The organism is Emergencia timonensis (assembly GCF_900086585.1).
Lineage (GTDB): Bacteria > Bacillota > Clostridia > Peptostreptococcales > Anaerovoracaceae > Senimuribacter > Senimuribacter timonensis.
Genome location: NZ_FLKM01000008.1, coordinates 1,707,308 through 1,732,621, shown reverse-complemented (window position 1 = coordinate 1,732,621; position 25,314 = coordinate 1,707,308). Strand labels below are relative to the sequence as shown.

General features: G+C 46.3%; 26 protein-coding genes. 1 reads left to right on the top strand and 25 read right to left on the bottom strand.

Features of this window, described 5'->3' with window-relative positions; genetic code table 11:
* Positions 1 to 59: 59 nt before the first annotated feature.
* The 15 genes from BN6539_RS09225 to BN6539_RS09160 form a co-directional block, all read right to left on the bottom strand.
* The gene (locus BN6539_RS09225) at positions 60 to 1,478 is read right to left on the bottom strand and encodes a relaxase/mobilization nuclease domain-containing protein (protein ID WP_456318613.1); all 1,419 of its coding nucleotides are present in this window, start codon (positions 1,476 to 1,478) and stop codon (positions 60 to 62) included.
* 80 nt (positions 1,479 to 1,558) lie between these two features.
* Positions 1,559 to 1,849 carry a CD1845 family protein gene (locus tag BN6539_RS09220; RefSeq protein WP_005361132.1) on the bottom strand — a complete coding sequence of 97 codons (291 nt, stop codon included), beginning with the start codon at positions 1,847 to 1,849 and terminating at the stop codon, positions 1,559 to 1,561.
* Positions 1,850 to 1,986: 137 nt separating this feature from the next.
* Positions 1,987 to 2,850, bottom strand: coding sequence for a sensor histidine kinase (locus tag BN6539_RS09215; RefSeq protein WP_064786730.1), 864 nt, complete (start codon positions 2,848 to 2,850; stop codon positions 1,987 to 1,989).
* A 26-nt stretch (positions 2,851 to 2,876) separates the two neighbouring features.
* Positions 2,877 to 3,698 (bottom strand): ABC transporter permease, encoded by an 822-nt coding sequence (locus tag BN6539_RS09210; protein WP_015542937.1) that lies wholly within the window; start codon positions 3,696 to 3,698, stop codon positions 2,877 to 2,879.
* Positions 3,691 to 4,608, bottom strand: a complete 918-nt coding sequence (locus BN6539_RS09205; protein WP_015542938.1) for an ABC transporter ATP-binding protein — start codon at positions 4,606 to 4,608, stop codon at positions 3,691 to 3,693. Before BN6539_RS09205 ends, BN6539_RS09210 begins: the two co-directional genes overlap by 8 nt.
* A gap of 57 nt (positions 4,609 to 4,665) precedes the next feature.
* Entirely contained in the window at positions 4,666 to 5,334 is a 669-nt protein-coding gene (locus BN6539_RS09200; protein ID WP_015542939.1) for a response regulator transcription factor, read from the bottom strand.
* Between the two features lie 131 nt (positions 5,335 to 5,465).
* Positions 5,466 to 5,810: a plasmid mobilization protein gene (locus BN6539_RS09195; protein WP_067536905.1), complete on the bottom strand. Its 345-nt coding sequence runs from the start codon at positions 5,808 to 5,810 to the stop codon at positions 5,466 to 5,468.
* A complete protein-coding gene (locus tag BN6539_RS09190) occupies positions 5,807 to 6,505 on the bottom strand; it encodes a hypothetical protein (protein ID WP_015542941.1) in 699 nt (232 codons plus the stop codon). The genes BN6539_RS09195 and BN6539_RS09190 overlap by 4 nt, the downstream gene beginning before the upstream one ends.
* A complete protein-coding gene (locus tag BN6539_RS09185) occupies positions 6,505 to 7,425 on the bottom strand; it encodes a DUF4316 domain-containing protein (RefSeq protein WP_064785837.1) in 921 nt (306 codons plus the stop codon). Before BN6539_RS09185 ends, BN6539_RS09190 begins: the two co-directional genes overlap by 1 nt.
* A 13-nt stretch (positions 7,426 to 7,438) precedes the next feature.
* Positions 7,439 to 8,071 (bottom strand): hypothetical protein, encoded by a 633-nt coding sequence (locus BN6539_RS09180; protein WP_064785839.1) that lies wholly within the window; start codon positions 8,069 to 8,071, stop codon positions 7,439 to 7,441.
* A gap of 153 nt (positions 8,072 to 8,224) precedes the next feature.
* The gene (locus tag BN6539_RS09175; protein WP_067536901.1) at positions 8,225 to 8,593 is read right to left on the bottom strand and encodes a cysteine-rich VLP protein; all 369 of its coding nucleotides are present in this window, start codon (positions 8,591 to 8,593) and stop codon (positions 8,225 to 8,227) included.
* Positions 8,594 to 8,598: 5 nt separating this feature from the next.
* Complete coding sequence (locus tag BN6539_RS09170) at positions 8,599 to 8,982, bottom strand: hypothetical protein (RefSeq protein WP_025580944.1); 384 nt, start codon at positions 8,980 to 8,982, stop codon at positions 8,599 to 8,601.
* Positions 8,979 to 11,087: a DNA topoisomerase 3 gene (locus BN6539_RS09165; protein ID WP_040446585.1), complete on the bottom strand. Its 2,109-nt coding sequence runs from the start codon at positions 11,085 to 11,087 to the stop codon at positions 8,979 to 8,981. The genes BN6539_RS09170 and BN6539_RS09165 overlap by 4 nt, the downstream gene beginning before the upstream one ends.
* 3 nt (positions 11,088 to 11,090) lie before the next feature.
* The gene (locus tag BN6539_RS21830; protein ID WP_074038089.1) at positions 11,091 to 11,216 is read right to left on the bottom strand and encodes a DUF3789 domain-containing protein; all 126 of its coding nucleotides are present in this window, start codon (positions 11,214 to 11,216) and stop codon (positions 11,091 to 11,093) included.
* Positions 11,217 to 11,281: 65 nt separating this feature from the next.
* Positions 11,282 to 11,791, bottom strand: a complete 510-nt coding sequence (locus BN6539_RS09160) for an SLOG family protein (RefSeq protein ID WP_005361115.1) — start codon at positions 11,789 to 11,791, stop codon at positions 11,282 to 11,284.
* A gap of 149 nt (positions 11,792 to 11,940) precedes the next feature.
* Between BN6539_RS09160 and BN6539_RS09155 the strand changes: the two genes are divergently transcribed.
* Positions 11,941 to 12,255: a helix-turn-helix domain-containing protein gene (locus BN6539_RS09155; RefSeq protein ID WP_005361112.1), complete on the top strand. Its 315-nt coding sequence runs from the start codon at positions 11,941 to 11,943 to the stop codon at positions 12,253 to 12,255.
* Between the two features lie 119 nt (positions 12,256 to 12,374).
* Here BN6539_RS09155 and BN6539_RS09150 read toward each other — a convergent pair whose 3' ends face one another.
* From BN6539_RS09150 to BN6539_RS09105, 10 genes are all read right to left on the bottom strand, one after another.
* Positions 12,375 to 12,788: a dUTP diphosphatase gene (locus BN6539_RS09150; protein WP_005361111.1), complete on the bottom strand. Its 414-nt coding sequence runs from the start codon at positions 12,786 to 12,788 to the stop codon at positions 12,375 to 12,377.
* Positions 12,785 to 13,528, bottom strand: a complete 744-nt coding sequence (locus tag BN6539_RS09145) for an FAD-dependent thymidylate synthase (RefSeq protein ID WP_279310223.1) — start codon at positions 13,526 to 13,528, stop codon at positions 12,785 to 12,787. The genes BN6539_RS09150 and BN6539_RS09145 overlap by 4 nt, the downstream gene beginning before the upstream one ends.
* 19 nt (positions 13,529 to 13,547) lie before the next feature.
* Complete coding sequence (locus BN6539_RS09140) at positions 13,548 to 13,889, bottom strand: hypothetical protein (protein WP_227274983.1); 342 nt, start codon at positions 13,887 to 13,889, stop codon at positions 13,548 to 13,550.
* A gap of 59 nt (positions 13,890 to 13,948) precedes the next feature.
* Entirely contained in the window at positions 13,949 to 14,947 is a 999-nt protein-coding gene (locus BN6539_RS09135) for a nucleotidyl transferase AbiEii/AbiGii toxin family protein (protein WP_055158508.1), read from the bottom strand.
* Complete coding sequence (locus BN6539_RS09130; RefSeq protein WP_055158509.1) at positions 14,944 to 15,561, bottom strand: DUF6088 family protein; 618 nt, start codon at positions 15,559 to 15,561, stop codon at positions 14,944 to 14,946. Before BN6539_RS09130 ends, BN6539_RS09135 begins: the two co-directional genes overlap by 4 nt.
* Before the next feature lie 181 nt (positions 15,562 to 15,742).
* Entirely contained in the window at positions 15,743 to 16,225 is a 483-nt protein-coding gene (locus BN6539_RS09125) for a hypothetical protein (RefSeq protein WP_015542949.1), read from the bottom strand.
* A gap of 62 nt (positions 16,226 to 16,287) precedes the next feature.
* Positions 16,288 to 21,198 carry a class B sortase gene (srtB, locus tag BN6539_RS09120; RefSeq protein WP_067536897.1) on the bottom strand — a complete coding sequence of 1,637 codons (4,911 nt, stop codon included), beginning with the start codon at positions 21,196 to 21,198 and terminating at the stop codon, positions 16,288 to 16,290.
* Positions 21,199 to 21,237: 39 nt separating this feature from the next.
* Positions 21,238 to 22,350, bottom strand: coding sequence for a DUF4366 domain-containing protein (locus BN6539_RS09115; protein ID WP_055158513.1), 1,113 nt, complete (start codon positions 22,348 to 22,350; stop codon positions 21,238 to 21,240).
* Positions 22,340 to 22,585 carry a DUF4315 family protein gene (locus BN6539_RS09110; protein ID WP_025577937.1) on the bottom strand — a complete coding sequence of 82 codons (246 nt, stop codon included), beginning with the start codon at positions 22,583 to 22,585 and terminating at the stop codon, positions 22,340 to 22,342. Before BN6539_RS09110 ends, BN6539_RS09115 begins: the two co-directional genes overlap by 11 nt.
* An 18-nt stretch (positions 22,586 to 22,603) precedes the next feature.
* Positions 22,604 to 25,282: a CD1108 family mobile element protein gene (locus BN6539_RS09105; RefSeq protein ID WP_055158515.1), complete on the bottom strand. Its 2,679-nt coding sequence runs from the start codon at positions 25,280 to 25,282 to the stop codon at positions 22,604 to 22,606.
* Positions 25,283 to 25,314 lie beyond the last annotated feature (32 nt).

Sequence of the window (25,314 nt, the reverse complement as noted above, 5' to 3'; positions counted from 1 at the left end):
TGCCGGTGGCAATGGCTGCGCATTCCGTTGGAACGCTGAAAGCGAAAAGCAGACAAACCTTATTGACGGGATTTTTCTGTGCTGCGCTGCGGTTGTGGCGGGGAAGAAATCTCCAATAGATATTCCACATTGGCCCGAACATTATGAAGTTCTTTCATATCATTTTTGGCCTGCTTATAGGCAGAATAGGCTTTCCGTTTTTGTTCCAGAAGGTCGGTGTATTCCTCCCGGAGAGATTTGACAGAGGGGAGCTTTTTGATTCCCAACTCGTCAAAATGATTCTTTGCCGCCTGGTGCAACAAAATTTCAGCCTCATGTGCTGTTCGGAATTTTTTGCTGTACCCGGCTTTGCGATATTCTACATAGACAGCCCTCGTTTTCGCATAGTTTACGATCTGCTTTTGCAGCTCGGCATTGGCATTCATTCTTGACTCCAAATCTTTAATCTGAACGGATAAGGTATTGAAATTAGTGGTAGCGGCGTTGGCTTTTTCCAGAAGATCCTCATAACCCATATCGCCATGTTCTTTTAAGTAGAGCACTGCCTGAGAAAGCTGTTTTAAGTTGAACACTTTTGCCCAACGCTCATAACCGGGACCTTTGCCGGAACGGATCGCAGCTTCAATATCAACCAGCAATCCAACTTTGGAAACCGGTTTTTTTGAAGAAGCATGGCGGAATTTTACTGTCCGTGTACCAGCAATCCGTTCTTTGATGGCCTGTTCTGTATAATCGCCTTTGAGCGTATCACATCGGGTATAATTTTCCTGTCCCGGAATTCGGAAGCGAAAATGTTTTCTTTCACGGTTAACTTCAATCCCGGCAGCTTCCAGCTTCTTTAGAAGTTCCTCAAAATCTTTTGGCTTTTCCTCTAATGCAGCATCAATAGCAATGCGTATCTGTTCCTGAAAGGATGGCTGCTTTTTATTTCCCAGCCATGTGCCATAATGCTCCCGGCTGGGTTTCGGATTTTCTACAATCGAAAGTCCATGCTCTAAACACAGCTTGTCATTCATTCGCCGGATTGCCCAGGTAGAGCCCCAGAAGTTGCGAAATTTTTTCTGACAGTCCAGTGTAGTAGAGTTGATAATGATGTGATTATGGACATGGTGCTTATCTACATGGGTGCAGACGACAAAGGCATGGTTTCCTTTTGTGAGCTTCAGCGCCAGCTCCCTGCCGATCTGATTGGCTTCTTCCGGCGTAACTTCGCCGGGCTTAAATGCCTGACGGAGATGGTAGGCGATCACATCGTCCGCACCCTGGTTTCTGCCGGTCAGATTTGCATACTGTCGTTTGGAAAGAAGAAACTCTGCATCAGCAAGCCGGGTATCACACTCATAGCCATAAATGAATTTTCCAAAATCGGTTTTCTGCGGATTTTCTACATAATCAATAATATCTGCAATCGCAGTAGAGATATTCCGACCTTTTCCTACATGCAGAGGCATCAGTCTTGTGGTCGCTATTTTCGTCACCCCCCTTAACTTAATTCCAATCAAAGAAGTTATAATTGCAGAAAAAGAGCGGGGCTTCCTATGCGCCCCGCCAAATCTGCTTAACCAAATATAAAATCCTTTAAGGCACTGTTTGCCCCACCAATGATTCCTACCAGCCATGCAGCCGCCAGAGGCAGACCGTATGGACTGATAAGAAAGGCGATCATAAGCCATGCAAGACCCGGCAAAAATCCTGCGACAAAGAACAGCACCAATGCCGCCAGAAAGATGATCCCGGAAAGAATCCCAAGTACCGCACCGGAAAGAACCACTAAAAATTTACATACCAGATAAAGAATCCCCGTAACCAGCATAAAGGGAAGTGCCAGTAATTTACCTATCAAACGCATACGCTTTGCCTCCTTTCAGAAGGGCATCTGCCCTTATAAAAATTTTACCGTGACGGCAAAAAGAAAGCAACGGCTTTCCGGCTGTTTATGAAATGTTTGCAAATCCCCTGATCAGTTTATCCATGCCATCTTAAAGGCTATTTAAACAATCGAAAAAAAAGTGTTATAGATAAAATTGGCTTATTATATTCTATATTTCCGATTTTTCCATCTATTTTCTTTAGTAATTCTTTTACAATATACAATCCCAAACCGGAACCACCTTTGGTGCGTGATTTATCAACGGTGTAAAACTTGCTGAATAATAAATTTATATCCATCTCATCAAGGGATTGCGTTGAATTTTTAATCATGAACACGCCTTCCTGGTTAATGGACACTTCAATATAGTTATCAGAATAACGGATTGCATTTGTAATTAGATTTTCAATAATACGTTTACAAATAAGGTTATTGCCATATATCCACACCGGAGATTTTTCTGTTTGAATAATCGGCTGGATTTCCCCAAATTCATAATACTTTTCAATTAAGCAATCTGTAACAATTCTATTTATATCAACCTTCTCACATTCAACATCAAACTGCTCATTTTCCACCACAGATAAATCATAAAATTCTTGCACCAGATCTGTGAGATAATCTGTTTTTGCTTTAATGATTTCAATATATTGGTCTTGCTCCTGTTTATCTTCACATTCTTGTAAAAGTGTTAGATAACCCTGTATAGATGTTAATGGGGTTCTTAGATCATGGCTTATATTAGATATAGATTGCTTTAACTGATCTTCTTCTTGCTTAATTTGAACTTGCAGTTTCTTATGCAGGGTATCTTTTTGATTGATCGCATAAGCTAACTCTTCAATATCTCTATTTGATAAAGATACTCTTATTTTTCGTTTTTCCTTTATCTGCTTATTTATATTGCGAATTGTTCTAGTAATAGAAAAAAGGGAACATGCTAATATGAATATAGAACATATCAATAAAAAATAGAACATATCCGCATTTCCCCTTTCTGTTGTAATTAGTGTATTTCTTGTTTTCTCAATATCAATGCTGACACCAGGAATGTAATAATTACAGTTCCTACAAAATAAAGTAAGATATTGATTTCCAAATGATTTACCATATTATAAGAACACGTATTCATCCAATAATACATCGGATTGATTTTTAAGTACGTTAGAACTCGCCACGATTGAGCAGACATATTATCCCATGTCATCATATAAATAAGAGGTCCGCTAAAAGTAAATAATGACATAGTTCCTACCACAATAGCTGTATGCTTAAATATCACACACAGCATGAGTGTAATACCGATAAAGGCTCCCATAACCATGCAATTTAGCCCTGCAATTTTCAACATTGGAAGTAATTGTATCGGCACATTGTATTTTGTACATTCAATTATAAATGCAACCATAATAAATGAAAAATATAAAATGATGCTGGTAACAGTAATCACGATATACTTTGCAATAAAGAATTTTAGTCGGCTTTGTCCACTTGCAATCGCAATTTTAATCGTTGAATCTGTATATTCTCTGGAAAAGAAAACAACAGAAAATATAAGAACAATCAGCCAGAAAAATACCGTATAAGACGTGGCAGTCCTTATAATTTCTTCAATCATTGGATGTACCTGATCACTATATGCACGAGCAAGAAATCCTACGGTTTCTCCTATCTTCCATGTTTCATCTACGCTGGAACTAGATACTACAAATTGTTGCTGACCTCCTATGGAAAAGATACCAAAAACAGCTAAAATCAATGCAAATGTTAGATATAACGCCTTTGTATGAAATAATTTATAAAATTCTGCCCGTATTTGATTATACATTTTTTCTACCCCCTATTAGATTTTCAAAGTATGTTTCCAAATCTTCTCCCTGAACAGAGATTTCATCAATGATGATTTCATTGTCGGTTAGTAATTTGGAAATCATTCTTACATTATCTAAACAATCATAAATCCGAATAGAATTGTCTGGATAAACGGAATAGTTTTTAATATTAGCTTTTTGTTCTAATATGAGAGTGGTTTTCTGTATATTATCTGTTTTCAAACAAATATACCGTTTACATTCTTCATTCAATTTTTCAGCAGAAATTTGTTTTAAAAGTTCTCCCTTATGAAGAAAGCCATAACAAGTGGCGAGCTGGTGCAATTCGCTTAATATATGGCTGGATATTAAAATGGTGGTTTCCCGTTCTTTCACTAATTTTTTAAGAAGTTCCCGTAATTCGATAATTCCCGTAGGATCAAGTCCATTGACAGGTTCATCCAATATTAAAAATTCTGGCTCACCTAATAATGCAACGCCCAGTGCAAGCCGCTGTTTCATCCCTAATGAAAAATTCGCTACTCTTTTTTTACCTGCGTTCGATAAGCCAATCAATTCTAAAGTATCAGCAATGCAGCTTTTATTCGGAATACCTCTCTGTATTCTTTGCACTTCCAGATTTTGTGAAGCAGTCATATCTTTATATAGTGCCGGCATTTCAATCGTACACCCGATTTTTAATCGTTCATATTGCAGATTATCATTATGCCCAAATAGAATAATTTCTCCTTCACTTTTAAAATTAAGACCTGTCAATAATCTGATTAGCGTTGTTTTTCCTGCTCCATTTTCGCCCACAAGTCCATATATTTCGCCTTTTGGAATAGTTAAGTTTACATTTTTTAAAGCATAGAAATCTTTATATTTTTTGCTCAGGTTTTTTGTTTCGCATATAAATTTTGTCATCCTAAACAACTCCTTTCCATGCCACTATATATGATAACTCTAAAGAAAATCTAAAGATTATTTCATTTTATATCCAATCCCCCAAATAGTTTGTATATAATCTTCATTTGTAATTGATTTAATTTTCTTACGAATATGACTAATATGAGTATTGATTGTATCGTCATCATACGCATAAGGTTCATTCCAAATGGATTCATATAAATTTTGTTTTGAAAATATTTTCTGTGGGTATTGCAATAGCAATTCTAAAATGCTCAATTCTGTTGATGTAAATGGTACTAATACTCCGTTTATATAAACCAAAGAGTTATTGATCTTTATATTTTTGTATATCAAAGTATTATTATTTTGATAAGGATTATCGACAGTCCGTTTTAAATTTGCCTCAATACGTGCAAGAAGCTCATACAAATCAAATGGTTTTGTCATGTAGTCATCTGCCCCTATTTTTAATAATTCTATTTTGGTCTGAACCATTGTTTTTGCTGATACAACAATAACAGGAGCGTTTGTAAATTTTCGCAATTTCTGTAATACATCATCCCCATTCAGCCCTGGCAACATAATGTCAAGTATTATCAAGTCCGGAACAAAAGATTTGCACAAATTTATTCCTTCTATACCATTTAAAGCATATTGAACACTATATTTATTATTTTCCAAGAATTTTTTAATCATATTGCAAATATCTATATCATCTTCAATAATAACAATTTTACACATTTTTATTTACCTCCATGCCAAATTATTTTATCATAGGAACTTATCGTTATCCACATAATAATATCGTCGATAAAAAACTGTTAAGAATAAATGAACCCATATCAAGATGCCATTTCAAAATTAGTTTAATATTATGAAAGATTTGCAAATCCCCGGATCAGTTTGTCCATGCCATCCCAAAGGCTGTCCAGACGGGTGCGGATGTCATCTATATCTGCGGCATAAATATTGCCGGTCTCATTGGCCCGTCTGGTATATTGGTTTAAGTTATTGGAACAAATGCGGAGAAGCCGGATCATTTCCTGAATATCTCCCATATCAAGGTGAATGATGTAACCGTCTACGGCCATCTTTCGCAGATATGCCGACAGGTTGGTAATGCCAAGTTCCGCCATGCGTTCTTTTACCAGTTCGGCCTCCGGTTCGGACATGACAAATTCGACGCGGACGGATTTTTTGTTATGCCCGCCCTTCATCGTTCCAACCCTCTTTTATGAGATGAGACCTCCTGTGTTGAAACCACCGTCTTTGCTCTTTTGAGTTTTTCCCGCAGGGTGGTCTTTTCCAGCTTATCAAGATATTCCTCCAGATTTCCGGCTGTCGCATGATAGCTGCGTTTGAAGCGTTCCCGTTTTAGAATCATCATCAGCTCCGGCTCATTTTCCGGCAGATAAGTCATTGTTTTAGGGGCTCCATGCTCTGGCATAAACCGGTTCATAAGCTGTCTCCGTTCCTGATAGGGAATCGTGATAACATTTCCATCCGCAAATGCAACGGCTACATTTCCGATTGGACAGGTCAGCTTTTTCATCCGTTCCACATGTTCTCTATAATTTAGCGGATAGAGATTGCCAAATATTTTTCCGTCCCTGACTTCTTTCAAAGAGATGGCATAAGCCAAAACGGGATCATTTGTCTGTTCCTGGTAAAACCGCCACACTTTATTTTCATGGCTTCCATCCAGATAAACTTCCCGTTCGCGCAGGGTATAGGTTCCGCAAGGGCGTGACATCCAAAGAAGCTGTTTATCCTCTGAACGGTCTGACACAGCCAGTTTTGAAATCAGTTCCTTATCCAGGTCAAAGTCCTCTTTATAATGTTGGGTATGAAGATCTACGATACGGGAAAGAGCACCCAAAAGATCTACATCCTCAAATCTTACCCCGGCCATCAGCGTTCCCTTTCCGGCACAGGAGGGATCATCTGCCTTGCTTCATGCTCCGGTTTGTCTGCTTTCAAACGGTCCATCAAAGACGGCTTTGCTTCCGGCACCAGCTCCCGGATTTCTTCATCCGTCTGTCCGTCTGTCAGATCCGGGCGCACAGGAGGTTCGTTGTTCAGCCTGCCATCCAGCATATTGTAGTTCCCGGTTTGTCCTTCCTCATAAAGTTCCGCATTGCGAAGATAACTTTCCGGCGCCTGAAACGGCTGTCCGGCAAACAGGATTTCTCTTTGGGTGGTAAACTGTGCAAGGACCCCATTTTGCAGTCTCGCAAATTCTTCATACTGGCGCAAGGTAAGCCCTCGTTCCAACATTTCCGTCTGGGTATGCGCCCAGCCTTCTCCATAAAGAAAATAATACATATCGGGCTGATCACAGACAAAACACAGGGAACCGTCCTGATTGTCATAGTAAGATGGCTGCATATCCTGGTAATGGCAACGTTCCTCACGGCCCAAATACACACGGTTGTCCGCACCCAGCATAGCGACCATACCCGCGTAATTACTATGGACCGCAGAGCGGATTTCTACCAGCGGATCTGTTTGAGAAGGGATCTGTCTGCCCGGAATCTCGTTTTGTTTTTCCGCTGCATCATTTCTTGGTATTACTTCTTCATGGCTGCGCGCATCCAGTTCCGGTTGAGATGTTCCTTTCCGAACAGCGCCGGGTTCCGGTTCTTTTTCTTTCACATAGTATCGGACATTTGCTGTCGTATGCTCGTTGGCTTCCTTTGCATAGTTTTCAGCGTCGGCTTTGCTATCAAACTCCAACGGTTTTCCATTTTCCTTGCACCAGCTTTGTGCCGGTCCGAAAATAGAAGTGCTGCTTCGTACTGCCCATACACCATAGGTCCGTTTCCTTTCCATTTCGCATCCCTCCTTATCGTTCCTGCTGTTTGGAAGTTTGTTGCTTTTTTACTGGGTCTGCCGGTTTTGTTGCCTTTAGCTGCTGACGGAGAGAATTCTTATGCTCCGGTTCGGAATCTGTGATGTTGACATATTCGCCAATGATACAGAGCGCTTCTCCATAACTGCCGGAAGCAAATACCCGGTCAGACATTTCTTTTGCCTGTTCTTTTAGACCATGCTCCCGCAAAGTACGGGAAGCAATACCAAGCAGATTAAAAATGTTCCCATCTGCTCCGATCAGAGGGCAGTCCGGTTTATCTGCCAATGGTTCCGGTGTTTCTATAAATCCGCCTAAATAATTCGGCACAAAGTCCGACAGCCATGTGCCGCCATAGACTTCATGGGTCTGTAAACGCCACAGGGCAAGTTTCCCTATATCCAGTTTCACATCATCAAAAGGGTAAAGCAGACAGGTCAGTTCTCCGTGCTGAAAAGCAAACACATTTTCAAACTGGCTGCCATCTTTCAATATGCCTGCATTTGTCAGCATTTCGTTGATCCCGTCCACCCATTCTGTCAGATCTCCGCCGCAGCCCTGTAAAATCAGTCCTTCCTTATCCGGCATACGGCGAAGATCCTCTGCAGTAATCGTGTTGATATTCAAAAAATCGCCTCCTATCGTTTTTGTTAAAATATAAGTTTTGTCCGCAACTTAACCTCATTTCAAAGCACCGGAGTATTCTTATACAGCTCCCTTAAAAACAGATGCGAATAGCCATTGAAAATCAAGGACTTTTGGGGCTAAGTTGCGGACATATCATGGTTGGTTTTGCCGCTGCCGGCGTTTGCGTTTCCGCTCGGATTTCCGTCTTGCATAGACCCGGCAGGCATCGGAGCAATATGCCTGGCTGGTTGTAGGAAGATATGCCTTTCCACACACAGGGCATATTTTCTGTCTCATGGAGGTGTCCTCGCCGGTAATGGCTGATTCCAGTGCTGCATCCACCGGCAGCACCGCTTTTTCAAAGTACCTGCAATAAGCACCGGTCCACCATTTATTCAGCATGTAACAAGGGCTGTCCAGAGGAAGGCAGATCTTATCCTGGGAGTCATAGTTGGCGCAAAGCTCCGTAACCAGCTTTCGGATCGTAGCCCGCTCCGAGCGGTTCAATTCTCTCTCCGCCATAACGCCTACCTTTCCGGGGCTCTGCTTTGCCGACCGCTGGAAATTTCGGTTGTATCAGTAACATTCCTGGGCTGTGAAAGGGCATCGGCGATAGAGTTCCGCTTTTTCTGTTTTGGTTCATGGTAAATAAAAAGTTCATTTTTTCCTGGTACATACAACAATCCATTTTCTTCGCAGCGGAAAATATCACATTCTTTGTCTGTTGAAACGGTATAAAAGTCTTTGTAATCATAAGGTGCTTTTTGCCGATCCTGATAGGTACACAGCCCTAAGTTGGGGTCACTTGCCAGCCGTTTCGATATGGCGAAAAAGTCGCCTTCTTTTTTGTGAAATTTTCGTATGGGCGTGAAGTGATAACCGCCATATTCAAAGGTTTTTCGATCGCTCATTTACGCCTGCCTTTCTTTACTGGAAATTCCAGCTTGAAATTCACATATTTACCGCCGGTATCATCCAGAATCACTTCCGCATCATAGGTCTTTCCTGTTTTTTCACTGTAAAGCCCGGACATAGAAATACGGCCCTCTTTCAAAAGAGCCGCTGCCACAGACTTTGTGATGGATTTTTTCTTGCTGGAAAAGAAACGGTTATCTTTCCAAAGAGCAAAAGAACATTCCCTGTTGTCGCAGAAAAAACCTTTCTTTCCTTCATATACCGGGGCTCCGCAGCGAGGACATACCCCTACGGCTTCATGTGCAGTTCCTCTGGAAGAAGGAAACAGATCCGCAAAACGTTCTTCCGGGGTAGTATGTTCTTTTACCAGCGTCCGGCTCATATCTGCAATCTGATCCATAAAAGATGTTGCCGACAGTTCGCCATGTTCCACTTGTTTCAGCATGGATTCCCATTCTGCAGTTAAGATGGGAGATTTGATATTGTCCGGCAGGACTGCGATCAGGTTCTTTCCTTTTTCCGTAGGAATGAGCTGCTTTTTCTTTCGCTGTACAAATCCGGCAGAAACCAGCTTTTCCAGTGTTGCCGCACGGGTAGCCGGAGTACCCAATCCTTTACGCTCGGCATCTTCCGGCATATCTTCCGCACCGGCAGTCTCCATAGCGGACAGCAGTGTGTCCTCCGTATAGTGTTTCGGCGGTGAAGTTTTCCCTTCACGGAGACTTGCTGATACAGCTTCAAAAGTCTGTCCTTCCTGCAGCACAGGGAGAGCGACAGCTTCATTTTCTTTGTGTTCCGTTTCACTCTGCCTGATACTCATACGGTGAATCCGTTCCACCTCTTTCCAGCCGGACTGTAAAATAGTCTTTCCTTTTGCCGTAAAAGTATATCCCTGGCAGTCCAATATAGCGGTGACCGCTTCAAATCGGTGTACCTGCGTTGTGGCACAAAGCAGTCTGACGACAAGCAGGGTAAGCACATCCCGCTCCCCGGAAGGAAGCTCTGACAGGTCTGTCCGTGCGATTTCCACAGTTGGGATAATGGCATGGTGGTCAGTCACTTTGCTGTCATCTGTTACCCGGTCAATGTCCGGCTCTCCGGCGTAGCCTTTTCCAAAGGTCATATTGTCACGCAGCCACAGGATCAGGGAAGCGGCGGTTGCCTGCATGTCCTTCGTCAAATACTGGCTGTCCGTTCTCGGATAGGTTGCCAGCTTCTTTTCATAGAGAGATTGCACATAATCAAGGGTCTGTTGAGCCGTATAGCCATAAATACGGTTACATTCCCTTTGCAGAGTTGTAAGGTCATAAAGGCGGGGAGGCTGTATAGTTTTTACCTGCTTTTCCACAGAACGCACAAAAGCGGAGTTGTGGTCACAGTCCATACGGATTTTTTCAGCCTCGGATCGTTCCGTCATTTTTTCGCCGGAAGCAGTAAAACCTCCGCAGGTGATTTCCGGCACATAAAAAGGCTTACTGATGAAGGATTCAATATCCGACTCACGCTGTACCAAAAGTGCCAGTGTCGGTGACATAACACGGCCGACATTTAGGGTGACACCATACAGGACAGAAAAAAGCCGGGTGGCATTGATCCCGATCAGCCAGTCGGCTCCTGCCCGGCAGACCGCCGCATCATAGAGCTTATCGTAATCACTGCCGGGGTGGAGATGGTCAAAGCCCTCGCGGATCGCCGCATCCTCCATACTGGAAATCCAAAGGCGCTCCATAGGCTTTTTACATCCGGCATATTCATAGACCAGACGGAAGATCAGTTCTCCTTCTCGTCCGGCATCCGTAGCGCATACCACGGAATCCACCCGTTTGTCCTTCATCAATCGGCACAAAAGGGCAAGCTGCGTTTTCTTATCCTTTGGCACTTCATATTTCCAGTTTTCCGGTAGGATCGGAAGATCCTCATACCGCCATTTGGCGTACTGTTCTTTGTAAGCCTCCGGCTGTGCCAGTTCCAAAAGATGTCCCACGCACCAGCTCACCAGATAGCCGGAACCTTCGAGATAACCGTCTTTTCTTTCCGTTGCGCCTAATACTGCTGCCAGTGACATAGCAACAGAGGGCTTTTCTGCAATCACAAGTTTCAATTTTTATTCCTCCTTCATAGTTTCAAATTCTTTATCCGCAAGTTTTCCGGTTTGTATAAGACACATCAGCATAACGCCGGAAGCCATTCCTCCGGCAAAGGTAAGGAAATGTGAAATCAGGTTCCACATAAGCATTCCTCCTAAAAATGGGTAAAGAAAAACGCCCACTTCAAAGTGAGCGCATCAACAGGTATCTATTTTGTTTTTGGTTTCAAGTGATCCGGCAGGACGATCTCTCCAACCGGGATTTCCCGCAGTTCCTTTTTCATCCGGTGGGTGAAGCGGATCGTCTTTGCCGTACCGCCGGTTTCCCGTCCGTCATATACAGCGATCACTCGGTCGGAGTGCTCCACCATATAGCGGTTTCTGTGGGAGTAGACGCTTGGGAGATATTTTTCCTGTATGACAACAACATCCGCACAAGCCTCCAGCAGTTCACGGGTTCTTGTTTTCTTATTCAGGCTGTCCAGACGTTTGCGGTAAGGGATCACTGCGATCAGCTCCAGCGCCGGATTGGTCTGCTTTCTTTCCAACACCAGCTCTGCAAAATACTGATCCACGCCATCTGCAAAGCTACTCATAAAACAGGTAAATCCATCTGTAACGGCAGCATCGATCTCATGTTCCAAAGCGGCTTTTATTTTGTTGATCTCATTCTGCGGTAAATCCCTGTGTCCGGTAACACAGCAGGTCTTTCCTTTCATCGGTCATCCCTCCATCTGATAGGTAAAATTCTTCACTTTTCACATAGTAATAGATTTTATTTAGCAAGTCAACGATAATACCCTTTTTCTCTTTGCGGATAATAAAGGGGTGTAAGGTACAATCTATTACAGAATGGGAGGTGAAGGCGATGTATGAAGATTTTGTCCCGGAACGATTAGCGAAGCTGCGGACACAGAAAGGAGTTTCCGCACGCGATATGTCTTTATCGTTAGGTCAGGCAAACAACTACATCAATAATATTGAGAATAAAAAGTCACTTCCCGCTATGCAGTCTTTTTTCTACATCTGCGAATATCTGGGTGTGACACCGCAGGAATTCTTTGATGAAGGAAATACCTACCCGGAAACCTTAAAGGAATTCATTGCAGAGGCAAGACAGCTTGATCCTCAATCCATGCAATATATCCTCGGTATTATGAAAGAACTCAATAGCAGAAAGTAAGCGGTCACGGTAAAGGCCGCTTTTTTCGTGACTTTCTTTATTATATTTTATAATGTTCTCGAAATGTCCGCTCCCTATACCGATAAGTATTCAAAAACTGTTCCCCAAACAGCCTTTTTCTATTCGCCGGTACTGCCAAAGCTGCCGGTTCCTCGTTCTGTTCCCAGATCGGTTACAAAATCCGCAATGACGATCGGCGTGATCACAAGCTGCCCGATACGGGCTCCCTTAAAAAGAGACTGCGCCTGATTGCTTACATTGCTGATGATCGCATGGATCTCTCCACGATAGCCGGAATCCACAGGCGGCAGTTCACAGACCAGACCTTTTACCGCCATGCTGGTACGGGGAAAGATATATCCCGCATATCCATCCGGTATTTCCAGTCCAAAGCCAAGAGGAATTTTGGCGATTTCTCCGGGCTGTAAGGTACAGTCATAGGGCAGATAAACATCCGCTCCGGCATCATTGCCATGCGGACGGTAAGGACGCTGGTGCTCCGGTACGCCAAAGTCGATCAGTTTTATTTTCATCGGCAGCCTCCTTCCCAAAGAGCAGGATAATCTTTTTCTAAAATATCCTCTGGCGTCATATCTGCCTGCAGTTTTCGTCCGCAGGTCATTTTACCTTCCAGACATCGATCCATCTGACAAAAAGGCCCGGTCAGTGATGGGGCAAACAAAGCAGGGCTTAGTTCATAAAGTTCTTTCCAGACCTTTAGCAGCACGATCCTTGTTTCATCTGTATTTCTCCGGCATACCCGCTGGCTGATGATATGTTTCCACTGATAAGGGGTGGCGCTGATGAGCAGTACATTCCGTAATCCCTGGGGCGTGGCATAGCCGGCCGCATCGTGCCCGCTTCCGGCAGTGCACAGGGTTTCATAACATTCCATGCTTTCATTACAGCTTTTTAAGTACAATTCCCGTACCACTGCCGGAGCCGTCATAATAGAATACGGGACAGCGAAATCCGCCTGTCCCGTATAGTTGCTGTACTGCAGCGATGCACTCATAAATTTTACTTCGTTCTGGTGGCGGGTGATCTGCGCCAGAAAACGCCTGCTGGCGCAGACAATGGCTACCGTGATCACCGCAAATTTCTGGATGGTAGGATGGGGAAGCGCCCCCATAGCTGCTACTGTCTGAACGCTGAATGATTTTTCGTAGAGCTCCATCAGGTCGTCCATTGAGGCAATCTTATGTCCCTGCTGGGTAAGCCTTGCCGCAAAGACCATGTTTTTTTCTGCTTCCGCTACCGCCTGGCAGTTCAAAATTTTTACTTCGATTCGTTTAATTGGTATGTCCCTCCTTTACAATCGCTTTCAGTAAGAACAGATAGTTCAGACTGTCTGTGATCTTTTCGTCCCATGTGTCCATCGGGTAAACCGTTTCCTCGGCAAAGCACATATCGTACAGAGAAACAATATGCTTTGCCAGCATACCGGCAAGGGCACGCTGGGGCGTTGTGTGCTGTAAAGCTGCCGCTGCCTTAAATGCACCCAGCCGGTCCGGGTCATCCCCGGTGTATTCTTTGGTTTTCCGTTTCAAGGTATCAGCACAGAGCCGCACCTGTTCGTCAAAAACGGCATTGACTTCATTTTGCGTAATATAGCATCCCTCCTTTGAAAACAAGAAACCGGCTATTCTAAAGCATCTTAGAATAGCCGGCAAATAAATGGATATGTAATTGTTTATAGTGTATTGATCTCTTTTTCCAGTTCCTGGACCGCTGCTATGACTGTCTCAAATGTCGGAATATCCCCATACAACATATCCTGCATAGAGTTATAGTCCGTTTCCAATGCTGCGAACCGATATTCCGGCGGGAGTAATTTTAATGTGCCCGGCACAGCCTCCGGGTACTTCGCCCATGCTCTGGGATAGAATTTCATTTTGAAATCTACAACTTTCTTCAGGAGATCCAGCCTGGAAAAAGCAGCTTCTTTGACCGGTGTTGCAGCCATGCGGTAGAGATCATAATAATGTCTGGAATACCGCTGCGGCATTTCCAAATGTTCCGGTCTGTTCGCTTCATGGTGCAGGATTGTGGCTTTTTCCCAGAAGGTCCGTTCCGGGGCAACGGTAAGGATTGCGGTTTCTTTTTGCTCAAAAATCTTCGGATAATATTTTGCCGCGTATGGTTCGATCAGCGCTGTTTTTGCAGGAGTCCACGCTGCCAGCGCACCAATCTCTAAACGGATCACCTGTAAAGTCGCCGTATTCGTAAAAAGGTGCGGATAGGCGAAAATGACCGTCTGTTTATCCTTTTCATCTATGTAGACATTTGCTTCACAACCGATTTCCTGGGATAAGCCGGCTTTGACTGCCGGGCAGAATGTTTCGGACAGAAATACCTCTGCACGCACATTGGCTTCTTTGTTAAAAGCATCCTGTTTTGTATTGGAACGTTTCTCCCATGGTTCATCTTTGCCATATCCCAATACACGCCAGTCCAGAATCAAATCAATATCTTCTGAAAACCGGCTGATCAGGTGAAAGGCTTTTGAAAGGCTGGTACCTCCCTTAAAGGTGATGGACTCTTTCCATGGTGAGCGGTGAAATAAATAATCCAGCGTAAAACATACCCAAAAGTCTTTTTCCACGATGGCATCATTCAGCCCCATTTTATCTGCTGTATTTCTGAACAGCTCCCTGCGGTCGTTATCTGAAAGTCTTGCTATATTTCTCATTGTACCTTTTCACCTCCACAAATCTGCCGTATCGTATCGTAAACCCAATCCGTAGACTCGGTTGCTTCCTTCAAACAAGCCTGTTTATCCTTGTCTGTCAGTTTTTCGGAAAGCATCTGTATGACTTCTGGCGTAACATTCGATCTGCCAAGCGTTTTTAATGCCTGTATAACCAAACTTGTCATATAGGACAATCCGGTAATCTCCTTATTGGTCCGGTGCTTAAATTCCAGCTTTGTAGAGTTCCACTCGTAGGTCTTATATGGACCATCGCTGATATAGGACCATACTGCTGTTACCTGTGTTGAAAGACCTAACAGGTTCAATGCTGTATTCCCACATGGGGCAATCGTCCAGTGATAACTTCGTGCCAATGCGTTCGCCACCGCTTCCGGGTCTGCCGCCACATATTCATCCAGAAGTTTGCTATATTTTGGTTTTTCATAAACTCCTTTCAAAATACGGCGCAATGTTCCTGATTGCACTAAACGGCTTAAACTTTGACGAATAGTGGATGTATCTGCAATATCCGCAAAATCAGACATCACAAAAACAGTTCCATCTTCAAGAGAAAGAACACGCTCTCGTATTCGTTTTGTATATCCGTTGTCCACAATACCGCCTCCCTTCATGTCACGAATATTATATATTATTCGTGACATGATTGCAATAGGTCCTATTCCTCTTATTTTGAGTGTTCCCATTAAAAATCTGATTTATACATCAAAAATCAAAAATTTTGCAAGGCAGTACAGTTTTCATATATGTCACATATTTTATATATTATTCGTGACATCAGGCAGTTGGCAGGTAGATCCAGTCGTGCATCAGGCACACGCTGGGTTCATCCTCCCTGGGAACCAGACGGTAGGTACATTCCCCATAGACCGTGCGTTTGTCCTCGATCTCCATGCCATAGGCTTTATAAAAGCGGTATTCCAGATTGGAGATAATACAGCGCAGGGTTTGCAGAGCCTCCCTTTGAGCTGATACGATCAGGTCACGGTCAATGCTGCGCTTCAAAAACAGCAGCGATTTGTAAAGCTGTACCTCTGTGCGGTAAGGGCGGCAGTCTTTCGTTTCCAGCCATCCGCAAAAAGCGACCGGTCCGCTCTGGATCACACTGCGGTCCGGGTGATAATACTCATAGCAGTCCAGGTTTGCCGTATTCAGAAGATAGAGCATTTCCCGGACTTCATTTTCCGGCATGTCGTAAAACCGCAAAAGCGAGCGGTAAAGATGGACATAGCCGGGAATGGAAATCATGGTATTTACCATAAAATAAAATCCTCCTTGTAAACAGCAGGTGCGGGAGCTTTTGCCCCCGCACCGTCTAAAATCTATATTTCGTTATCTACTTTCACGAGTTTTCCCATGACAAGAAAGCGTCCTGTGCCGCCCGGCGTACAGGTAGAAAGGGTCAGTACCTTATCGCTGCAGGTCACAGTCACATCACTTTCCACCGCAGAACGTTCCTTCATAGCTGTAAGCCAGGTAGTATAAGCACCGTCATCCTTCCAGGAAAGCTGCCAGGGAGAAGTTTTACTGCCGGATTCTTCCGGTTTTGCTGCAAATGCCGTAAAGATCTCCATGACATAACCCCCCTTCGGAGTAACGAGATACATCTGCCTGTGAGTATCAAAGTAACTTTGTTCATCGTACCGGTTCAGCAAGGCAAACATGGAACCATCCCGCATATTATGACCGTAAATGATCGTATTGCGGTCTGAAAAATCTGCCCGGTTTTCATAGTCGGCAAACAGGCAGCCAACCTTGTTATAGGTCCCGTCATAAAGATGGTTCAGGTAATACTCGTTGTTGTCGGTATGCGTCACCGGATAATTGAGCACCGTATCAGGAAGAGAAAGCCATCCGATGATGTCCGGTCCATTTTCACGGAGCGTTTCAAAGTCTACCGAAGGCAGGACAATATCGGCATCGTCCCGTTTTGGTTCTGTCGGATCGGGTGCCGACTCCGGGGAAGCTGTCTGCTCCGGTACTTCCACATATCCGGCAAGATCTCGATAGGCATCTTTACTCTCAGCATACTGGTTCAAGTCACGGAACACCAAAAAACCGCTGCCAAGAGCCACCAGAACGCAGAGTGAAAGGACAGAAACCCCGACAGCCGTTCTTTTCGGGGAAGTCCTGCTGTATTTTCCCTTTTTGAAATAATACACAGCAAATACGCTGCCACCGATCAGTACGGCTGCCAGCAGTCCGCCATACAGGAAAATATACGGATCATCCCCGGTCTGCGGTACCGGCTTTTGAGGGGTGGAAGGATTGGAGGGAACAGAAGGCTTTTCCGGGTTCTTTGGGTTATCCGGCTTTTCCGGTTTTTCATTAAAGAACTGGACTGTAGATGTCTGATCTGCCTTGATCTCCACCGTAGCGGCATCAGGAATGATGTAATCCTTGCTTGCCCGGTTTGCAACTTCTGTTACGGTATAAATACCGACACGAAGGCCCTTAACTTCAATCACGCCGGATTTTGGAGTGGTGAATGTCTCGCAGTAGGAGCCGTCCGCACTCTTAACCTCGATGGCAAAACCATCTTTGCGCCCGTCGCTGGAATCCTTTGTGATCTTTAAGTTGCCGCGGTAAGCCTCATTGGTAAACCCGTGCCCGGCTTCTCCATTTTCCACAACTGCGACCTGTCCATCTTCTGTGATGGAAAAATAGTAAGCGTTTGAGTCAGGCTGATAGCCCTCCGGCGCTTTGCTTTCTTTGATAAAGTAGCCGCCAGCCAGAAGGTTTTCCGCCGTATGATAGCCTGCATCGGTTTCTTTCAGCGTACCGATCTTTTGATCGTCAGGATCATATTCCTGGTTGGCGTTGGAATCCGCATACAGGTCGAACACTGCACCGGGCAGGAAGCGCAGGAAAGAATTCTTGTCTTTCTTATCCTCCTTTTCCACAGGGGACGGTTCCTCCACAGCTTCGGTTTTAGTTACCTGCACACTGCCGCGGATCAGGGTGTTTTCCACACGGATCTCGATATGCTGTCCGTCTGCACCGATATATACATGGTGCTGCTGCGGGCTTACCGTATAAAGGTCAGGGGCAGAGATCTCCTTGACGATCCAGTGTCCGTAAGGAATGTTCTCAAAGGAAAAACTGCCGTCTTTTCCGGTAATAGCAGTAAGCAGCGCATTTTCTTCAGTAAATTCTTCGGTATCAGGTCTAAACAGACCCATGAGCGCACCGGCAAGCGTGACATCCTCGCCGCCTTCCGGGTTTTCCCCGACTTTTACACCGTCTACACGCCCACGGAGAAGTTCATTGGAAACAGCCTCGCCTTCATTGACAAGGATCTGTACCAGGGCGGTTTCCTGACCAGCATACTCAAAGACAACCGGATATTCCTGATCCGAAAGGATATAGGCGCCGTTGGTTGTGCGTTCCTTGACATAATAGCTGCCAAAAGGCAGGTCGGAAGCGAAGGAAGCGCTGTAACCGCCGGATTCCTCAGACGAAACAGAGACCACTTCCAGAAGTCCACCTGCCGGGATTACGCTGCCATCTGCCGCCGTCAGGTCTGCGGAAGCATAAAGTCCAAAGGAAATATCCTTATATTCCTCGTTCATGCCAAGACCGAACAGGTCATCGGTCTCCATTGCCTTGAAAAGTGTGACATCCACTTTCTGGCGTTCGTCATAAAGACCGGCCGCTGTCTGTGTAACCTCTATGGTCTCACCCGCATAGGTCAGTTCCACATATTCCGGTTGAGGATTCAACACACAGCCGGAAGGCGCCTGACGTTCCTCCAGACGATAACGGCCAAGATAGAGAGACCCGCTTTTCGCTGTGCCGTCCTCGCCGGTCGTAAGTGTTTCCACAACCGTATCTTTTTCTGCCCGCAAGGTACCGTCACCGGTATAAATATCTTCATCTGCGATCACATCATAGACCGCTCCAGGAAGTCCGGCAACCTCATATACCGGTTGGTACAGTCCGTCGTTTTCCTGGACAGAAGCAAATACTTCTCCGGTCTTTGTGATGGTAAGCTGGCCTTTCTGCGGCATATTGTACTGCGTGACCGTCACAACCGCCTCGCTGCCGTCAATGGTAAACGGTACCGGCTGGTCGGAAAGCACATAGCCGTAAGGAGCAGCTACCTCATAAAGTTCATAATCCCCGGCGGCCAAAGGCTCCGGCAGCATCAGCCAGCCCTCGTCAGAAACATAGAAGGTATTCAGTGTTTCCGGGTTCGGATAGTAGACGGTCTGGGTGATAAATTCCCCGGTGGAAAGATCCTTGATCTGAAAACCGGTTCCGGTCACAGGGATAATCTTTCCGGTCTCTGCGTCACATTTTTCAACTTTCAGACGGGCTGTGATGGTGCGGTTGTTCAGGATATAGCTGTAAGTCTTTCCGTCAGAGGAAATGAATACCGTAAAGTCCGGGACAAAGGCTTTGCCTTCCTCGCCTGCGATTTGATGGACCGTATAATGCCCATACGGAAGCGGTTTACTGGAAGCAAAACCATCCGCATCCGTGGTAAGAAGGTCGCGTTCACTTTCCTTTGCCGCGTCATAGCTTCCGGCTGCCTTTAAGTAAATTTCAAAGACTGCGCCTGCTTCCGGGCGTTCGATGATACCGGCATTGGGATCGTCGGTATTTTCGCCCTCAGGCACATCCGGGTCCAGGTCATCGGTGTGCTTGACAAGCTGGATATTTCCGTAAATAACCGTTTCCGTCACCTGATTTTCTGTGGTATTGAGTTCCACTTCATACAGGGAAGGGGATGCACCCACTTCATAAACGGTTTCATTCAGAAGATACCCGGTGCTCGGTTCGATCTCCCGGATCGTCCAGTTATCCCCGCACACATAATAGCGAGTCATAAAGCTGCCATCCGGCCCGGTAGTATAAGTGTCGATCAGTTCGCCATCACGGAAGATCCCATAGGTCGCCCCTGCAAGCGTGGCGTCCCCCTGGGCATTTCCGGTATCAGCGTCGCTCTTTACCACATGGACGCGGAACTTCTTCAGGATATTGCTGAAATGTACCGAAGAAGTTTGCCCGCTTTCAATGGTCACGTACTGTGCGGAAGGGGTCACATAGCGGTCCACCGGCAGCTCTTTTACCAGATAGGTTCCCGGCAGGAGCTTCTTTTCAATCTGGCCGTTTTCTCCGGTCGTGACTTCCTCATTGACTTCATTTCCCAAAATGTCCGTACCGGAAATATGGAAGGTGATACCGGAAACAATGCCGTCCTCACTGGTCTTGACAAGTTTTGCAGTACCGTAAGTTTCCGTTTTGATCTTTACAAAGAAGGAAACCGGATCGCTGGCGCCGGTCATCATGGTCTGGTAGCCTGGTCTGCCCCAGATCAGCATGTCATTTGCCACCGGGATATTCTTTCGGAATTCAAACAGCACCGGGTCCATCATCATCTGCCTGCTGGTAAAGGTGTATTCATTTCCGTTTCTTGTCACAGAAACGCCGCTGCCTTTCAAAGCCTCCAGGTCGATCTTCAAGTTGTTGGTATCTGTGACCGTCAGGGTATAGACCTTTTTTTCTACATCCCATTTCAGTTCCAGTTCCGGTGCTTCGCTTTTCTTAGAAGAAGTAAAGGAAGGGACTGTGGAATGGGAAGCGACCTGTGCCAGAATCCAGTCATAGGCTTTTTCAGCCGGTCGTCCGGCGATCACGCTGAAATACTGGTCACCATCTGCGTGGCCGTTTCCGTGGCGGTTGTACGGATCGCTTCTAAGCTGCTGCTGGTATTCCCAAAGGATGATCTGGGTTGCCATCTTATAGTCATCCTCGTTGATCCCGGAAACAGGGAGCGTCGCACCGGGTTTCCAGCCATAGATCGCAGTCAGGGTGATCCCCCTCCTTGCCTCGGCAGGAAGCAGGTTCAGGTATTGGCTGTTGGTCCCGCTTTCTGAAACATAGGTGTTTTCCGAAGTATGGTAAGGAATCCCGCTCTCCACACAGTAAACCTGATGGCTGATCCCGTCAGAATCCGTCAGCATATAGTGCCGGTAAGCATTGCCCCCGGAACTGGTGTGTACGTCGATGGTTCCGTCTGCATGGTAGGCAAGATAGGTGTAAGGTGCCGGGGCGCGGTAGTGGTTTCCATCAGAGCCCACATACTGGTCGCCCAGCCAGGAGCTTGCCGTTTGTCCGACAGACATGGCAAAAGCCTGAGCCGGAAGAAGCCCCAAAATGCTTGCCATACAAAGCAAAAACGCCAACAGCTTGCGAAAGCCGCGGCGCCTGGTTATGATATGTTCCATGAAAAAATCCTCACTTTCATAAAATCTAAAAGGACAGCCTTATTTGCTGTCCTTGTCGTCAAAATCATCCTCGGAAAGATATTCCGGTTCCCCGTATGCCTCATCCGGGTCAAAGCCTTCTCCATAACCGTCATCCTCAAATTCCGCATCGTCCTCGGCCTGCTGTTTCGGACGCACGATTTTTACATAGTAACCGATCCCGCCGACCGCAAGTAAGGCAGCAAGGATAAACAGGATCGTGCCGACACTGCCGGTCTCTTTCTTCGGCTTTTCCGGTTCAGCCGGTTTTTCGGTTTCCGTCGGCTTTTCTTTTCCTTTGCAGCCACTCAAGTCATTTTTGCAGACCGGACAGCCGGTATTGACTTTTCCTGCCTCACATTTTTCGGTGCAGTTGCAGCTTTCTTCCTGGGGAATCATGCTCATGCTGCCATTGTTCTTTTCTGCAAGCGCCATCAGGTCGGACTCTGTGACGCCGTTTAAGAAGTAGACATTGTTATCTTCCCGTTTCCCGTCGATCACCAGATAAAAGACATTGCCCGCGTCCGTAGTGATGGTGTAAAACTGTTTTTCCCCATCCGTACCGCTGATGTTGTCCTGTACCGTTCCGGTGCCTTCCGGGGTAAATGCACCTTCCGGGATCGCAGAAGTATTTTCCTGCTGTCCGGTACTGTTATCTGAACCGGAAGAATTTCCGCCGCCGGAAGGGGTTGCAGCGTTTGAGCCGGAAGGTTTTTCTTCCTTAGGCGGTTTTGTCTGTGTACCGGACGGACTCTGGGGTGCTGCCGCAGCAGGTTTCTTTTCAGGAGCCGGTTCTTTGTAATACGGATTATCCAGCTTTACCACATCAGAACGGTTGCCGGCATAATCTTTTGCGTATATGCTTACCTGTTTTTCTGTTCCTGCATAATCTTTTAGTGCAACCGACGCTTTCCCATCGGTGAGGGAGTTGATACGGTTTTCATCAACAAAGACCGCCTCCACGCCGGATAGATCGTCACTGCTTTCTATTTTCAGGGCATCGCCCTCCAGGGAAGCAGTCAGCGTTGGCGGTGTGGTGTCTTTGGAACCGCCGGCATGAGCCGTTACAGGTAATGCGCTGACACTTACAAGAAGCGTAAGCGCCAGCAGCAGGGAAAGTTTTTTAAGCCTCATGCACATCCTCCTTCTCCTGCGGTAAAACAGTTTCCGAAGGGGCTGCCTGCTGTGATTTCAAAAAATCCGCAAGCTGCTGGGGCGTCAGTTTGAAACTGCGCGCCACCGCCACATAATCGGTATTTTCCAGTTCTGTTTTCTGTTCCTCCAGCTTATGGAGCTTTGCCTGCATTTCCGCAATCTTTGTTTTGGTCTTTTCAATTTCCTTTTCCAGTTTTTCAATTTTAGGATTCAATTTATTACCTCCAATCTGTTAAGGCAGACGCCCAAATGTATAAAAATGCTGCTGCCAGTAGCTTGTATTGATGTTTGCATAAGAAATCGGGTCTCCACAGTGGATCATCATTCCATTTCCCACATAGATCCCTACATGGCTTGCGCCGCTGGTGTTGTAGGTCCCCTGGAAGAAGATCAGGTCGCCCGGTTTTGCATCCGCACTTGATACCGGCGTACATACACCTAAAAGACCATCCGCGGTCAGCCTTCCGAAATTCCAGCCAACGCCGCAGTTGTTGATCACCCAGGACACATAGCCGGAACAGTCAAAGGAAGTGGAAGGGCTTGCGCCTCCCCATACATACGGATAGCCAAGATATTTTTCCGCCTCGGCCATCATTGCGGCAAACTGTTCATCCGCAAGGGCTTCCGGTGGAATGTCATAATCGAAGTAGTTTCCTGTGCCGCCTGAACCAACTTCCGGCAGGTGCCGTTCGCTGGTATCGCCGGTATCGGCAAAATACAGGGGATTCAAATACTGGCCGTCAACCAGGACTTCTAAGTGCAGGTGGGCCCCGGTAGAATTTCCGGTATTCCCGACCTTTGCAATCACATCCCCGGCTTTGACCTCCTGCCCGGCAGAAACAAGGATCTGGGAACAGTGCCCGTATTTGGTCGTCAGGGTATGTCCTTCGTATGCCTCGCCTTCAATAGCGACACACAAGCCATAACCGCCGACATTTCCCGCAAGGGTGACCGTTCCGTCATGCCCGGCAAGGATCTCTGTGCCCTCCGGCATCCCGATGTCCACACCGGTGTGATAGTTCTTTTCCCCACTGATGGGATGTACCCGGTAGCCGTAATAACTGGTCACATAAGGGAGCCAGTTGGTGCCAAAGACATTTTTGACATACTGGCGGTTTCCTTTTGTCTGCAGCAGGATCTCGCAGATCTCTTTCTGGTCTGCGTTCATCCGGGAAACGACCAGGTTTTCTAGAGGTGTGACTGTGAGCTTGACATTTAAGATGCGCCATTCATAAGGCACTTCCTCCTGGGTTTCTTCCCCGGTTTCCGGATCAACGGAAGTTTCGGTGCGGTAACGGATCTCGGTTTCTTCTGAAAAGGACAGGGTATATTGTTCCTGGAAAAGCTGCCGCAGCACGCTTTCCACTTCATCGTAAGTAAATCCCTGATAAGCAGAAGTCAGATACCCCATCAGCACATACGGGTCATGCTCGATTGCGCCCAGGTTATACTGGTATTCGTCATAGCCGGGGCGGTCTGATTCCACCCGGTCTATTTCCATTTGCAGATCCGTTTCCCATTCGGTATAGGTAAGCTCCGCCTGGTTGATGTCCTGATCATCTGCAAGATAGGTAGAAGCAGCCAGACTTCCCAAACCGCCGGTCCCGATATTGGAGAACGTGGAAAACAGGGATGTGATCAGGAAAATTACCAAAAGGAGAAGCAGGAGGACAAGGCAGATTACAGGGTGCCGTTTGACCGCATGGACAATACCGACGCTGACCCTCTCTGTTGCGACTGCGGCATTTTTTGCCTGTTTCCCGGCTTCACGGGCAGCCTTGGCATACTGCCTTTTCAGTTTTTGTTTCTGCCATATCCGGGCAATCGCATGTTTCTTCAGCTCCGGGTGGTCGCTAAGAGCCTGCCGGTAAGCAAGTCTTGCGTTGGCCTTTGCTGATTTTTGCTGTAATTTCGCTGCCTTTCGGTAGGGGGCAGTTTTATGCCGGTGATATGCCGTGCGAAGCCCTGCCTCGCCCACAAGTTCAGAGCGGTGGGATGCCTTGATCCCCACATTTTCATCCTCTGCCTCATAAATCTTTTTATGGGCGTAACCAATGGCAGTATTGGCGCCCGCCTTGACCGGACGCAGTGGTACAGGCCCTTTTACATGGGCCTTTTGTGATTTGACCTCCTTTTCAAATTTTAAGTGTTTTTTGGCTTTTCCGGTCTCCGGGTCGGAAACCGTCTCCATGCGCAGTTTCTTCCGGGCCGGCAGACGATTTTGTGCCTGCTCTGCTTTTTGTGCAGTACGTTCGGCCTTCCGCCTTGCATGGGTGAGCTTTTTATCCTCTGTCTGCGGCGGCAGTTCATCCGCAGTAAATTCCAGCTTGGATGTTTTTGGCGGTTCGCTATCCACACCCTTTTCCTTCTGCGCTGCCTGTTCCTCCGCCTGTGCCGCTTCCTGAAAACGCTGTTGATATTTGTTCCCATGCTGATGTGTCCGGTAACGGTGTTCCTGACTGGATCTGTCTGTGCTGTCCGGTGTGGCTGAGCCTTCGGAAGAAGGAGCATATTTTCCGGTATCATGGTCTGTCGCATTCTCTGTTACAAGAAAACGTCTGGAAGCCTCCTGCCGGAAATTGCTTCGCACGTTGTCCTGTATCGGGGGCGCTGTCCTGGCAGCATCCGGTGTCTCAAAGTGTTCCGAAAAACCATCCAAAGCGGTTGCATACGCTTCGCCCTGTTCCAACAAGGACTCCGGTGTTTCCGGTGACAGATGGGAAAATTCCGTCTGTACAGGGATGTCCTGCCTGTGTGTCTTGCCGTTGACAGAAGAAGGGGTGTCCCGTGCCCTGCGCAGGTCAAAATCCTGTTCGGTCTGCCTGGCTGCCGGCTGATCCTCCCCGTGGGAATCACGCACCGGCATCCGGGTATCTTTACGCTTCCTTTGAAATTCCCTGTCGTGTGCCATTGTTCTCACCTCCGATCCATTTTAATTTTTGC